This window comes from Streptomyces sp. DSM 116795, from assembly GCF_055792905.1.
Genome location: NZ_CM147707.1, coordinates 1,452,320 through 1,464,864, shown reverse-complemented (window position 1 = coordinate 1,464,864; position 12,545 = coordinate 1,452,320). Strand labels below are relative to the sequence as shown.

At 68.2% G+C, this 12,545-nt stretch carries 11 protein-coding genes; 2 read left to right on the top strand and 9 right to left on the bottom strand.

Annotation, left to right across the window (positions count from 1 at the left end; translation table 11 throughout):
• Positions 1-19: 19 nt before the first annotated feature.
• The 4 genes from ACSMXX_RS06255 to ACSMXX_RS06240 form a co-directional block, all read right to left on the bottom strand.
• Complete coding sequence (locus ACSMXX_RS06255; protein WP_473183047.1) at positions 20-907, bottom strand: carbohydrate ABC transporter permease; 888 nt, start codon at positions 905-907, stop codon at positions 20-22.
• Positions 904-1,752 (bottom strand): carbohydrate ABC transporter permease, encoded by an 849-nt coding sequence (locus ACSMXX_RS06250; protein WP_473183046.1) that lies wholly within the window; start codon positions 1,750-1,752, stop codon positions 904-906. The genes ACSMXX_RS06255 and ACSMXX_RS06250 overlap by 4 nt, the downstream gene beginning before the upstream one ends.
• Before the next feature lie 71 nt (positions 1,753-1,823).
• Positions 1,824-3,155, bottom strand: a complete 1,332-nt coding sequence (locus ACSMXX_RS06245) for an ABC transporter substrate-binding protein (RefSeq protein WP_473183045.1) — start codon at positions 3,153-3,155, stop codon at positions 1,824-1,826.
• Between the two features lie 125 nt (positions 3,156-3,280).
• On the bottom strand, positions 3,281-4,912 hold the full coding sequence (locus ACSMXX_RS06240; RefSeq protein ID WP_473183044.1) for an FAD-dependent oxidoreductase: 1,632 nt from the start codon (positions 4,910-4,912) through the stop codon (positions 3,281-3,283).
• A 43-nt stretch (positions 4,913-4,955) separates the two neighbouring features.
• Between ACSMXX_RS06240 and ACSMXX_RS06235 the strand changes: the two genes are divergently transcribed.
• On the top strand, positions 4,956-5,801 hold the full coding sequence (locus ACSMXX_RS06235) for a helix-turn-helix transcriptional regulator (RefSeq protein ID WP_473183043.1): 846 nt from the start codon (positions 4,956-4,958) through the stop codon (positions 5,799-5,801).
• Between the two features lie 126 nt (positions 5,802-5,927).
• On the opposite strand, the gene ACSMXX_RS06230 is transcribed toward ACSMXX_RS06235, so the two are convergent.
• Positions 5,928-6,881: a TIGR01777 family oxidoreductase gene (locus ACSMXX_RS06230; RefSeq protein ID WP_473183042.1), complete on the bottom strand. Its 954-nt coding sequence runs from the start codon at positions 6,879-6,881 to the stop codon at positions 5,928-5,930.
• 133 nt (positions 6,882-7,014) lie between these two features.
• Between ACSMXX_RS06230 and ACSMXX_RS06225 the strand changes: the two genes are divergently transcribed.
• Positions 7,015-7,653, top strand: coding sequence for a TetR/AcrR family transcriptional regulator (locus tag ACSMXX_RS06225; RefSeq protein WP_473183041.1), 639 nt, complete (start codon positions 7,015-7,017; stop codon positions 7,651-7,653).
• A gap of 59 nt (positions 7,654-7,712) precedes the next feature.
• Here the strand turns inward: ACSMXX_RS06225 and ACSMXX_RS06220 are convergent, their stop codons facing one another.
• Genes ACSMXX_RS06220 through ACSMXX_RS06205 form a run of 4 tightly spaced genes read right to left on the bottom strand, consistent with a single transcriptional unit; the run spans position 7,713 to position 12,460 of the window.
• Positions 7,713-8,807: an ABC transporter permease gene (locus tag ACSMXX_RS06220; protein ID WP_473183040.1), complete on the bottom strand. Its 1,095-nt coding sequence runs from the start codon at positions 8,805-8,807 to the stop codon at positions 7,713-7,715.
• Entirely contained in the window at positions 8,804-9,766 is a 963-nt protein-coding gene (locus ACSMXX_RS06215) for an ABC transporter permease (protein ID WP_473183039.1), read from the bottom strand. Before ACSMXX_RS06215 ends, ACSMXX_RS06220 begins: the two co-directional genes overlap by 4 nt.
• Positions 9,759-11,387, bottom strand: a complete 1,629-nt coding sequence (locus tag ACSMXX_RS06210) for a sugar ABC transporter ATP-binding protein (RefSeq protein ID WP_473183038.1) — start codon at positions 11,385-11,387, stop codon at positions 9,759-9,761. Before ACSMXX_RS06210 ends, ACSMXX_RS06215 begins: the two co-directional genes overlap by 8 nt.
• A complete protein-coding gene (locus ACSMXX_RS06205) occupies positions 11,387-12,460 on the bottom strand; it encodes an ABC transporter substrate-binding protein (RefSeq protein ID WP_473183037.1) in 1,074 nt (357 codons plus the stop codon). The genes ACSMXX_RS06210 and ACSMXX_RS06205 overlap by 1 nt, the downstream gene beginning before the upstream one ends.
• Positions 12,461-12,545: the final 85 nt, after the last annotated feature.

The following is a 12,545-nucleotide window of genomic DNA, read 5'->3' as shown; positions in this document are numbered from 1 at the left end:
TGCCGGATCGGGGTGCTGCTCATTTGACGGCTCCTGCGGTCAGGCCGGCGATCACCTGGCGCTGCAGGACGAGGAACAGTGCGATGGGGACCAGCATGATGACGGTTGCCCCGGCCATGGCGCCGGTGACGTTGTACCCGAACTGCGACTCGAAGCCGGCCAAGGCCAGCTGCACGTTGTGGTTGGACTGAGTGACGGTGAGCAGATTGGCGAAGAAGAACTCGTTCCAGATCTTCACGAACGCCACGACACACACAGTGGCGATGGCCGGTCGCGACAGCGGCAGGATGATCCGCCGCAGGGTGGTGAAGTACCCGGCGCCGTCCATGAGGGCGGCTTCTTCGATCTCTTGGGGCAACGACAGCAGGAAAGATCGCATCACGATGAAGGAGAACGGCAGCTCCAGCGCCGAATAGAAGATCATCAACCCGATGCGGGAGTCGAACATGCCAAGCTCGCGCACCACGAAGAACACCGGTGTCGCCAGCCCCACCAATGGGATGGCCAGGGCCAGGGCGAACATGGCGACGAGGAAGTTCCTGCCGAGGAATGCGTAGCGGGCGAGCGGATAGGCGGCCAGAAACGCCACGGTGACGGCGCCGATCGTGCCACCGGTCGCGTACAGCAGCGTGTTGAGCACGTAGGTGTGCAGATGGATCTCAGTGAACGCGTCGATGTAGCCCTGGAAGGTCGCAGGAGAGGGGAAGAACCCCTTGCCCGAGTAGACCTGCGGGCCCGTCTTGAAGGAAGACAGCATCACCCACACGGTGGGCAGCAGCGACAGCAGCGTGACCACGGTAAGGAAGCCGTAAACGAGCACCAGGGCCCACGAGCGCGGACGGGTGCGTCGCACGCTACGTCGGCGGGCGTCGGTGGTCGACGTCGTGGCAGGCGGGGTGGCGGTCACAGGGCTCGCTCTCCGATCCGGAAGACTCGCCGGACTGTGACGATGAGCGTCGCGCCCAGAATCAAGATCACGGAGCCGACGGCGTTGGCGTAGCCCCACTGCCCGTGCACGTAGGCACGGTAGGCGTAAAGGGCGAGAGTGGTGGTGGCGTCGTTCGGGCCGCCGGAAGTCAGGATGTAGACCAGGTCGAACATGCCGATGTCGACCAGGAGCCGCACGAGGATGACAGTTCCGATGATGTTGCGCAGCAGCGGCAGGACGACGAACAGCTGGCGCTGGATCAGGCTCGCACCGTCCGCTTCGGCGGCTTCGAGGAGTTCGGTGGGGATCGAGGCCACCTCCGCCATGACGACCACGACCACGAACCCGATGATGAACACGAATGTGCCGGCCACAGCCCACCGGGCGGTACCGCTGTTGAACAGCCAGTCGTGCTGGCCGCCCGTGACGGGGGCGAGCAGGTTGTTCAGCAGGCCGTAGGACGGGTTGTAGAACATCGAGAACACCAACGCGTACGCGGCCCCAGAGATGACGAACGGGATGAAGATGATCGTGCGGAAGAGCTTCCAGCCCGGCACTTTCATGGCAAGGATCATGCCGACTGCCACGCCGAGTGGCACCTGGATGACCATGGATGCGCCGCAGTAGAAGAGCGTGTTGCCCGCGGCCTTCCAGAACACCGGGTCGGAGAACAGCTGGCGGTAGTTGTCCAGTCCGGTGAACGCGAAGTCGACACCGCCCCAGCGGGAGAACGCCGTTACGGCCAGCACGACGAGCGGCACCAGGAAGAACAGGGCGAACAAGACGAGGGCCGGCAGGATCGAGACGGCGACGTGGCGATGCATGCCGGTGGGGATACGCGGTCCGGCCGTGGGCTTGGGCGCCCGCGGCCGAACCTGGTGCGTGGTTCTCACAGCTAGCTCCCCGCCGCGGAGTCGGTGGCCAGGCGCGACAAGAAGGCCTTCGTATCCATCTTTCCCTTGACGTAGGCGGGCCACAGGTTCTTCCACGCCGCATCGATGCCCCCCGGTGCGTGGACCCGTGCGTGGGGGAAGGTCTTAGCAACCCGGGGGATCTGGGTGACCAGGCGCGAGCTGAGCGGCTCGAGCCCTCCCGCCTTGACGGTGGCGGCGGGCACCTTGACGGGTGGGTTGGAGCCCGTGGCCTTGGCCTGTTCGACGACCTCGTCGGTGGAGGACATGAACCTCACGAACGCGCCCACCGCTTCGAGCTTGGTCTGGTCGTTCGTACCCGACACCCAGCCGGCGCCCGAGACGACGATCAGCCCTCGTCCGGCGTCCCATCCGGGGGACGGGGCGTATTCGGTGTCGTCGTACAGCCCTCCTGCGGCGTTTGCCGACTTCAGGTTGGTCTTGACGAACCATGGCCCGTTGGGGACGGTCGCGGCCTTGCCGGCCAGGTACTTCGAGGCGGCGTTCTGGAAGTCGCCGGAGAAGGAGTCGGCGTTCACATAGCCCTTGGCCTGCCAGCCGCGAAGGCGCTCGGTGGCCTTGACGGCGGCCTTGTTGGTCGACCAGTCCTTGCTGGTGGCGATCTCAGAGCTGAGGAAGTCACGGCCTGCCGGCTGCGTGCCGATGAGGTTGGACCACATCAAAAGGGTCGCCCAGTCCCCGTCGAGTGCAATCGGGGTCGCGCCTGCGTCCTTGAGCTTGGCGGCCATTGCCTCGAAGTCGTCCCAGGTGGTGGGGAACGAGTCGTAGCCCACTTTTGCCAGGAGTTTCTTGTTGTAGAAGATCCCGATGGGATCCTGCTGCTGCGGAATGGCCCACCGTTGTCCGTCCTCGCCCGACAACGCGTCGAAGGCGCGGGGCTGGAACGAGGCGGCCCACTTCGCGTCGGCCTTGAGGTCGGGCGCGAAGTCGTGCAGCTTGCCCGTACTCGACAACGACTTGATCTCCGTGTTGTTCAGCTGGAAGACGTCGGGCAGGTCGTTGGCCAGTGCGAGGCGCTGGTAGTACTGCAGCCTTGCGTCCCCTGAGCCGGCGTTCGCGTTCTGCAGCGTCTTGACGCGGTACTTGCCTTTGTTGGCCTCGTTGAAGCGCTGTGCAGCCTCGAAGTTGAACTGCAGGAACGGGTCGGTGGTGGACTCCTGGCAGGTCGCACAGGTGATCTCGATCTCTCCGGCGGCGTTGGTCGCCCTGCCTTTCGAGGTTGAGCAGGCGCCGAGAGCTCCCGCCATGATGACGGCGGTCGTCGTCGCGGCGACGACGGTCTTGGTTCTACGCATGGTCCGCCTCACTTCTTCGTACGGCGTGGTTGGGGTGTTACGAGGTCCATTGCTGGTCGGCAAGTTGGAATGCAGGCCGCAGGTTGGAACGCAGGCCGAGCGCCGACGCGCTTCAGTGGTGGTCGTCAGTAGCCGACGATCTTCGGCCAGTGCCGCTCGACGCCGACGGCGTCCAGCTCGGCCTGGAACTCGCCGAGCAGCTTGTCGTCGGCGCGGACCTGGGAGGGGGTGACGTCTCGGGCCGCGCAGAAGCCGATGAGGTGGCCGTCGACCTCGCCGATGTTCCACTCCACCAGGGGCATCCGGTAGGCGCCGTTGGTGATGTGGGTGGTGCCGATGTTCTTCGCGCCGGCAAGCAGGTTGGTGATCCGTACGGGAATGAGCGCGCCCAGGGGCAGCTCGAAAGGGCAGCAGCCGATGTCGATGTAGGAGTCGCCGCCGGTGGAGGGATGCAGGTCGATGCGGTACATGCCGACCCCGACGCTGTCGCGGTGCTGCACGGCGCCGCGGTCCCCGCGAATCTCCAGGGAGATCTCCTGCTCGACGATCGTGTGCTCGGCCACGATGCGACGCGACTCGCGGATGTAAGGCGCCTTGGCCAGCCCATCGGGGCTGTCGCCCAGCACATCGCCACGCAGACGCAGCCCCGGCCAGCCAATGCCGCCATCGGGACGGGGAGCGGCGGTCTGCAGCCAGTACAGCAGGCTCAACGACAGCTCACGGGCCCGGTTCAGGTGGAACTCGGCCTGCTCCGCGGGAACATCGAAGATCGGACCGTCCCAGTAGTCCACCTGCGGCCAGTTCACCAACGTGATGTCGGACTCGTAGGCGTCGGGCAGAAAGTTCTGCGCTGCCGCGATCCGGCGGAAAGTCCACAGATTGCGGTCCATGCGCCCCACCCGCTGGTCCGCGTAGTCCGGGCGGATGAGCGTGTGGTCCTCGACGGGGTTCGGCAAGAACGTGTGGTGCGAGGGCGCGAGCGTTTTGGGATGGGGCGCAGTCAGCGATAGCCGGCCGTCCGGCCAGTCCGTCGCCGAAGAGGTCAGGAAGTGTTCGTAGCTGTCGGGGCGCGCGATCGTGAAGTCCCCACCCTCGACGTGGTCGAGGGCGAGGCACACCGAGATCGGCTGCATATTGAGTGGGGCCGGCAGTTCCGGAGCGTGCGGTTCACCGGTGACGTCCCGCGACTCGGCGCCGGTGACGTACTCGACGCCGGCCAGCGGCAGCAGGTCGCCGGTCTCCGTTGCATCGACGAACCAGGTAGCGCTCACCGTCGCAAGATCACCACTACGACGATTGCGTAGAGCAATCGACTCCAGTGTGTCGGGATCGTCCGTGTTCGTCATGGAAACCGGCTCGTGCTCCATCAGCACCCGGATGCGCCCGGATGCCCGGTGCGGGGCGAGGAGAGCCTCGATTACGGCGAGGGACACGCGCGGCTCGTGGCAGAGGTCGGAGACCTTGGCGGAGCCGGGATTGAAGGCCACCGTGCTGCGGGCCGCCTCGGTCAAGGGGTAGTGGTGGCGGTAGTAGGAGCGAACAGCCTCACGGAACTCGCGGTAGGTGGCTGTGCAGCCGAACTGCTCGATCCACACGTGCTCGTCCGGGGGGACCCCCTGGGTCGTCAGGACGCCGCCGAGCCAGTCGGTCGGCTCGGTCAGGACAACGCTCACGCCACGTCGCGCCGCGGCCAGGGCGGCAGAGACGCCGCCCAGGCCACCGCCGACCACGAGAAGTTGTGTCTCAATCTCGTTCATGCCGAGATCTCACCACCGGAAATGCGCCGGTAACATGGCCAGGGTGAGCAAGCCTGTGTCTGGAATTGATGCCGCTTCCCGACGCCTGAGAATCGTCAATTCTGTGGTCCGCAGCGTCGTCCACCCTTCCGGCTCCCGAATCGGGCCCCGCCTTCAGGGCGATGTTCAGCTGATGCTGATCCATGCCGGAACGATGGTCGTGCAGGTAGACGACCGCGACCCGTACGCCGTCCCCGAGGGGCAGATGTGCATCCTGCTGCCCGGGCACACCGAGGTGATCGGCTTCGCCGAGGGCGCCGAGACCCGCCAGACGCTCGTACGCGGTGAGCTTGACGAGCTCACCCCACAGATGAACCGGTGGCTGGAGGCATTGCGCCCCACCAGACCGTTGTCCTCCGCCCTGACGTACATGGCGCGCGAAGCTCTGATCACCGAGCAGACCCGCCTCACCGCCCAAGGCGCACTGGTCGACGCGCTGGCTACGGCACTGCTGTGGCGCTTCATCGCCGAGTTCGAGAATCTGCCCGCTGCGCTGCCGGCGCCCATCGAGGACGCCCGGCTGTTCATCCACCGCAATGTCCAGAGCGACATCAGCCTGACGACCATTTCCACAGTCGCGAGGGTGAGCCCTGAGCACCTGGTGCGCTTGTTCCGTGAGCACATGAACACCACACCCATGCGTTACGTGTGGGACCGACGCGTCACTCACGGCATCGAGCTGTTGACCAGCTCGGGGCTGCCTGTCGGATCGATCGCGGCGTGCTCGGGCTTCAAGACGAGCTTCCATTTCGCGCGCAAGGTCAAGGAGGCCACCGGCCTGTCACCGACGGCGCTGCGCGCGCGCAACTGGTCCCAGCACTCAACAGACGCCAACGACGACCCGGCCTGAGGCTGGGACGGCTTCCGAGTGCGGCCCGGCCGCGAAAGCCTCCTGAACTGCGGTTCTGCGCATGCGCATACGGGCGGTGCGAGTGCTGCGGGCGGCATCGTCGGCCGGCGGTGTGCAGTTGCGGCTTCAGGCGGTGGACCGGTCCGCGCGCACTCGGCTTACGAGGTCGGCGGCGGCCCGCGGCCATTCGCGGTGGTCGAATGCGAAGCCGGCTTCGAGGAGACGGCCGGGCGTGACGCGGCGGCTCTTCAGCAGGAGTTCGGTGTCGGTGCGAAGCGCGAACGCGCCGAGCTGTGCCATCCACTTCGTCGCGGGCAGACCCAGCGGGACCCCCCAGGCAGTACGCAGCGCGCGCATGAACGCGCGCTGCGGCAAGGGAGCAGGGGCGGCGAGATTCACAGCCCCGGTGAGCTCGTCCTTCTCGATCAGGAACTCCACCGCACGGACGAAGTCGTGGTCGTGTATCCAGGACACGTACTGCTCACCTCCGGCCACCGGGCCGCCGAGCCCCAGCCGTGCCAGTCGCAGCAGGACGTCGAAGATGCCACCGCGGTCGGGACTCATCACCATGGCTGAGCGCAGGGCGACCTTGCGGGTGTGCGGAGTTCGGGCTCGCGCCTGTTCGCGCTCCCAGTTCTTCGCGATCTTGATGCTGTACGCCCAGTAGTCCGGAACGTCGGGCTCGGTGCCGCCAAGGATGCCGGTGGCCTCGTCGTTGGGTGCGTCGAAGCGGTGGGCGTAGATGGTCGCGGTGCTCATCTGAAGCCAGACACGGGGAGGCCTGTCGACGGCGGCGATGGCCTGGCCCACCAACCGGGCGGAGTCCACGCGAGAGTCCATCATCGCCTGGAGATTGGCCTGCGTATAACGGCAACTGACGCTGCGTCCGGCCAGGTTGATCACAGCGTCACAGCCTGCGATGGCGTCCACCCACGTACCCAGCGTCTTCCCGTCCCAGCGAACGTCACTGTCGCGGACCGGCCTTCTGCTCAGAACGACGACCTCATGGCCGGAGGCGGTCAGGGCGCGGTGGAGAATCCCGCCCACCTGACCGGTACCCCCAGGTATGACGATCTTCATCGGTTCCCCCTTCGTGGGCGCAAGCCGTTTGAGCGGTCGCTCAAACGTGTTTCTCAGTTTAAGCACTCGCTCAATGGGTGTGCCATACTCGCGGCCGTACGGTCCGGATCTGATCGGAGGTGGCGCTGTGGCCGTGGGCGCGGACACGCGCACGAAGCTGCTGGCGGGTGCGCTGCGGACCGTGACCGAGCACGGGTATGCGAAGACCTCCGCCCGTACCGTCGCCGCTGCGGCCGGGGTCAACCAGGCGCTGGTCTTCTACCACTTCGGCAGCGTCGACGAACTCCTGGCCGCGGCCTGCCGGTACGGCGCGGAGCAGCGGGTCGAGCTCTACCGCGAACGCCTCGCCCAGGTGCAGAGCCTGGCCGAACTGCTCGCGCTCGGGCGGGAGTTGCACGCCGAGGAGCGCGTCAGCGGGAATGTCGCCGTCCTCGCCCAGCTCCTCTCCGGCGCCCAGACCCAGCCGCGGCTCGCCCCCGCCACCGCCGCGGGACTCGCCCTGTGGATCGACGAGATCGAGCAGGTGCTGGCCCGGGTTCTCGCCGGTTCGCCGATCGCCGAGTTCGTCGACGCCCCCGGCCTCGCACGTGCGGTGGCGGCGGGCTTCGTCGGGCTGGAGCTCTACGAGGGCGTCGACGAGCAGGGCGCGCAGCGTGCCCTGGACGCGCTGGAGCAGCTGTCGGGGCTGGTCGGCGTGCTGGAAGAGCTGGGTCCGGTCACCCAGCGGGCCGTACGGGCCAGGCTGCGGCGGGGCACCGGGCGGCGCGGGTAGGCCACCCCGTACCCGGCGGGCGCCCGAGGGGTCATACGGGCGGGGTCATACCGGCGCGGTCATGCGGGCGAGGTCAGGCGGGCCTTTCGCCGGCGACCCAGCCACGTCTGCACGACCACGACCACGACCAGGAAGGCGCCGCTGACCACCTGCTGGTAGGCGGAGTCGAGCGAGCCGATCTGGTTGATGACGTTCTGGATGACCGTCAGCAGCAGCACGCCGACCAGCGACCCGCTCACGAAGCCCATTCCGCCGGACAGCAGCGTCCCGCCGATGACGACGGCTGAGATCGCCTCCAGCTCCATGCCCTGGCCGAGAATCGTCACCCCGGAGGACAGCCTGGCGGCGTTGAGCGCTCCGGCCAGTCCGGCCAGCAGCCCGGACAGGACGTACACCGACACCTTCGTGCGGGCCACCGATGTGCCCATGAGCGACGCGGCGTCCTCGTTGCCGCCGACGGCGTAGACGTGCTGGCCGAACCGTGTGCGGCGCAGCAGCAGACCGCCGAGCACGAACAGCGCCAGCATGATCCACACCGGTACGCCCAGTCCGAGCAGCTTGCCGCGCCCAAGGTCGGCGAAGAGGGAGTCCTTCGCGATCAGGAAGGTGTCGGCGCCCTCGTCGGTGATGTTGAGCATCAGCCCCCGTGCACCCAGCATCGCCGCCAGCGTGACGATGAACGGCGCGAGCCGGGCCCGGGCGATGAGCAGGCCGTTGATCAGCCCGATCGTGCCGCACACCGTCAGCGCCAGCAGCAGTGCGACGACCGGGCCGTACTGCGAGCCCCAGGCGGCGAGCACCCCACCGAGCGCGAAGACGGAGCCGACCGACAGGTCGATGCCGCCGGAGACGATCACGAACGTCATGCCGAGCGCGACGATGGCCAGGAAGGCGGAAGAGACGGCGATGTTCTGCAGGTTGCCGGCGCCGGCGAACGAGTCGAAGGACAGCGAGGCGATCAGCACCGTCAGCAGCAACGCCACGAGCGCGCCGTGCTGTTGGGCGAGGGTGCTCAGCCGCTCGGCCCGGGCGCCATTGCCGCCCGGGCCTCCGGGGCCGTCCTTGCCCGCTGTCCGGGTTTTCAGCGCGGGACCGCCCGGCCCGGCCGGTTCGGGCGAACCGGCGCCGCGGTGGCGGGTGTTCGTCGCGCTCATCGCTTCCCCCTCTCGCGTGCCGCGTACACCGCGAGAACGATGACGGCGGCCTGCGCGATCTGCGTCCACGAGGGAGGCAGATCGTGCTTTATGAGCGTGGCCGTCAGCAGCTGGATGAGCACGGCGCCGGCGACGGTGCCGCCCACGCGTACCCGGCCGCCGCTGAGCGGGGTGCCGCCCACCACGACGGCGGTGATGGCCGACAGTTCCATCAGGCTGCCCAGCGATGTGGGGTCGCTGGCCTGGAGCCGGGCCGTGGCCAGGAATCCCGCGACGGCCGCCAGCGCACCGGAGGCGACGTAGACGCACAACAGCACGCGGTGCACGGGGAGTCCGGCCAGCCGGGCCGCGGGGCGGCTGTCGCCGATCGCCAGCAGCTGTCTGCCGAAGGTCGTACGCCGCACCGTGAAGCCGACCAGCAGTACGAGGGCCAGCGCGATCAGCACCGGGTAGGGAATGCCCAGCAGGTCGCCCGAGCCCAGGGCGCGCATCCCCGGGTCGCGCACGTCCTCCAGCTGCGGGACCAGCACGAGGGCAAGGCCCCGGCCGCCCACCATGAGCGCCAGCGTCGCCACGATGGGCTGGACGCCGACGAACGCGACCAGCGAGCCGTTGACCAGGCCGACGGCGATACCGCCCAGCACCGTCGCCAGCAGCGCGATCCACGGCCCGTAACCCAGGTACAGCGCCACCAGTGAGGTGGAAAGGGCCATCACCGAGCCCACCGACAGGTCGATTCCCTCGGAGCCGATGGCAAGCGCCATGCCCAGAGCCACGATCAGGATGGGGGCCACCTGCACGGCCTGCGTACGGAAGTTCTCCGCGGACAGGAAATGGTCGGTGAAGGCGATGTTGAACAGCAGCAATGCCGCGACGCCCACGTAGACGCCGTACGCCTGGAGCCAGGCGTGGACCGCGGCCCGGTCCGGTGCGGTGCGGACGGGCGCGACCTCAGCCATGCGATGCCCCTTCTCGCTCGGAACCCGGCTCGGAACCCGGCGCGGAGTCATCCGTGGGGGCATGCGGGGGAGCCTCCGAGTGCGGTTCCTCCTCCGCCGCCCCGGCGATGGCCTCCATGAGCCGGTCCTCGGTGACCTCGTCCCCGGTCAGCTCGCCGACCACGGCCCCGTCCCGGAGCACCACGACCCGGTCCGACCCTTCGATCAGCTCCTCCAGGTCGGAGGAGATCAGCAGCACGCCCAGCCCTTCGGCGGCCAGTTCGTCCACCAGCTTCTGCACCTCGGCCTTGGCCCCGACGTCGATGCCCCGTGTGGGCTCGTCCAGCAGCAGCACCTTCGGCTCGGCCGCCAGCCAGCGGGCCAGCAGGACCTTCTGCTGGTTGCCGCCGGACAGTTCGCCGGCCTTCTGGTGCGGCGAGGACGCCTTGATCCGCAGCCGCTCCATGAAGGTGCGCACGAGTGCGTCGATGCGCGCCTCGGACACCAGCCCGGCCCGGGAGAGCCGGGGCAGTACGGCCAGCGCGATGTTCTCGCGTACGGAAAGGCCGGGCACGATGCCCTCGCTCTTGCGGTCCTCGGGCAGCAGGGAGATGCCTGCGCGGATGGCCGCGCCCGGGGAGCCCGTACGTACGGGCGAACCGGCCACCGTGACCCGCCCGGCGCCGGGCGGCATGGCACCTGCGACCGCCTTGGCCGTCTCCGTACGTCCGGAGCCCAGCAGCCCGCCCAGGCCGACCACTTCACCGGGGCGTACCGCGAAGGAGACCCCGTGCAACTGGTGCGGGACGCTGAGGCCTTCGGCGTGCAGCACCGGCTCCGCGGAGGCCGCCTCGTGGTCGCCGCCGAACTTGGTGGTGCCCTCGGCCCGTACCTCGCCGATCTCCCGCCCGAGCATCAGCGAGACCAGCCGCAGCCGCTCCAGTCCCTCCAAGGGGCCGGTGTGGACGGTGCGTCCGTCGCGCAGCACGGTGACCGCGTCGCACACGGCATACAGCTCGTCGAGCCGGTGGCTGACGTAGACCACGGCGACGCCCCGGTCCCGCAGCCGCCGGATGACGCCGAAGAGGGTCTCGACCTCCCGGGGCTCCAGCGAGGACGTCGGCTCGTCCATGACGACGACCCGCGCGTCGACCGAGACCGCGCGGGCCAGGGCGACCATCTGCTGTGCCCCGACGCCCAGTTCGCCCAGGGGCCGGCGCACGTCGGCGCGGACGCCGTAGTCGCCCAGCAGCCGCTCGCTCTCCCGGTGCATCCGGGCGAAGTCGATCAGCCCCAGCCTGCCGCGCGGCTCGCGGCCCAGGAAGAGGTTGCGGGCCACGCTCATCAGCGGGACGAGGTTGACCTCCTGGTAGATGGTGGAGATCCCCGCCCGCTGGGCGGCCAGCGGAGTGGCGAACGAGACGGGCTCGCCGCCGCACCGCACCTCGCCCTCGTCCGGCGCGTACACGCCGGTCAGCACCTTGATGAGCGTGGACTTTCCCGCGCCGTTCTCGCCGATCAGCGCGTGCACCTCGCCCGGACGTACGCCGAAGTCGACGTCGTCCAGGGCGAGTACACCGGGGAAGCGCTTGGTCAGCCCACGCGTGGAGAGCGCATACGCCGCAGGGCGGGTAGGGGGCATCAGTACGCCTTGCTCAGGTCCTGCTCGGCGTTGGCCGCGGTGTAGGCGCTGTCCTTGATGACGATGCTCTGGCCGACCTTCTCGCCGCGGGTGAAGTCGTCGAGCGTGGCGAAGGCGAGAGGACCGAAGCGGGGGTTGGACTCGATCACGCCGTGAATCCACTTGTCGGTGATGCCCTGCACGGCGTTGCGCGTGCCGTCCACCGTCACGATCTTCACGTCGCCGGCCTTCTTGCCGGCACTCTTGAGCGCGTTGACCGCGCCCAGGCCCATCTCGTCGTTCTCCGCGTAGATCCCGTCGATGTCCGGCTTGGACTGGATGAGCTGCTCGGTGACCTGCTGGCCCTTCTCACGGGCGAATTCGCCGGTCTGCTTGAAGACGACCTTCAGGCCGGGGGCCTTCTGCTTGATGCGGTCGCGGAAGCCCTCGGTGCGTTCGGTGGTGACGTTGTTGCCCGGTGTGCCGAGCAGGATCGCGACCTTGCCCTTGCCTCCGGTGGCCTCGATCATCTGGTCGGCGGCGCGGCGGCCCTGCTGGACGAAGTCGGAGCCGATGAAGCTCACATAGTCCTTGCACGCCGTGGCGTTGATCTGCCGGTCGACGGTGACGATGGGGATCTTCTTCGCCGCGGCCTGCTTGAGCACCGGGTCCCAGCCGTCCGAGTTGAGCGGCGCGATGACCAGCAGGTCGGCGCCCTTGGAGATGAGGTCCTGCACGTCGCTGATCTGCTTGGAGAACTGCGACTGGGCGTTCGCCGTCAGCAGCTTGATCCCGCGCTTCTTCGCCTCCGCTTTGATCGAGGCGGTCTCGGCTATCCGGAAGGGGTTGGCCTCCTTCTCGGACTGCGAGAAGCCGACGGTGGCCTTGCTCAGGTCCAGCTTCTTGCCGCCGTACCGGCCGACGGTGCAGGTCTTGGCGCCCTTGGTGGGCTCGGCGGCGACCTGCCCGCCGCCTTCGCCGGAGCCGGACTTCGACTTGTTTGCCTCGTCCTCCGACTTGGCACAGCCGCTGGCGAGGGCGAGAGCGGCGAGGAGGGCGGTGGCGGCGGTGAGACGCCTGGCGAGCGGCTTCATGGGTACCCCCACGGTGTGTCGTGCAGAAGACGTGACGCTAGGTTTTTACATCGTTGAATAGATTTCTGTAAACAGTGCGCGCATG

Coding starts and splice junctions, on each gene's coding strand:
- ACSMXX_RS06240 (WP_473183044.1), bottom strand. CDS start 4,912: ATGAACGAGATTGAGACACAACTTCTCGTGGTCGGCGGTGGCCTGGGC.
- ACSMXX_RS06210 (WP_473183038.1), bottom strand. CDS start 11,387: ATGCCCCCTACCCGCCCTGCGGCGTATGCGCTCTCCACGCGTGGGCTG.
- ACSMXX_RS06205 (WP_473183037.1), bottom strand. CDS start 12,460: ATGAAGCCGCTCGCCAGGCGTCTCACCGCCGCCACCGCCCTCCTCGCC.
- ACSMXX_RS06245 (WP_473183045.1), bottom strand. CDS start 3,155: ATGCGTAGAACCAAGACCGTCGTCGCCGCGACGACGACCGCCGTCATC.
- ACSMXX_RS06220 (WP_473183040.1), bottom strand. CDS start 8,807: ATGAGCGCGACGAACACCCGCCACCGCGGCGCCGGTTCGCCCGAACCG.
- ACSMXX_RS06250 (WP_473183046.1), bottom strand. CDS start 1,752: ATGCATCGCCACGTCGCCGTCTCGATCCTGCCGGCCCTCGTCTTGTTC.
- ACSMXX_RS06215 (WP_473183039.1), bottom strand. CDS start 9,766: ATGGCTGAGGTCGCGCCCGTCCGCACCGCACCGGACCGGGCCGCGGTC.
- ACSMXX_RS06230 (WP_473183042.1), bottom strand. CDS start 6,881: ATGAAGATCGTCATACCTGGGGGTACCGGTCAGGTGGGCGGGATTCTC.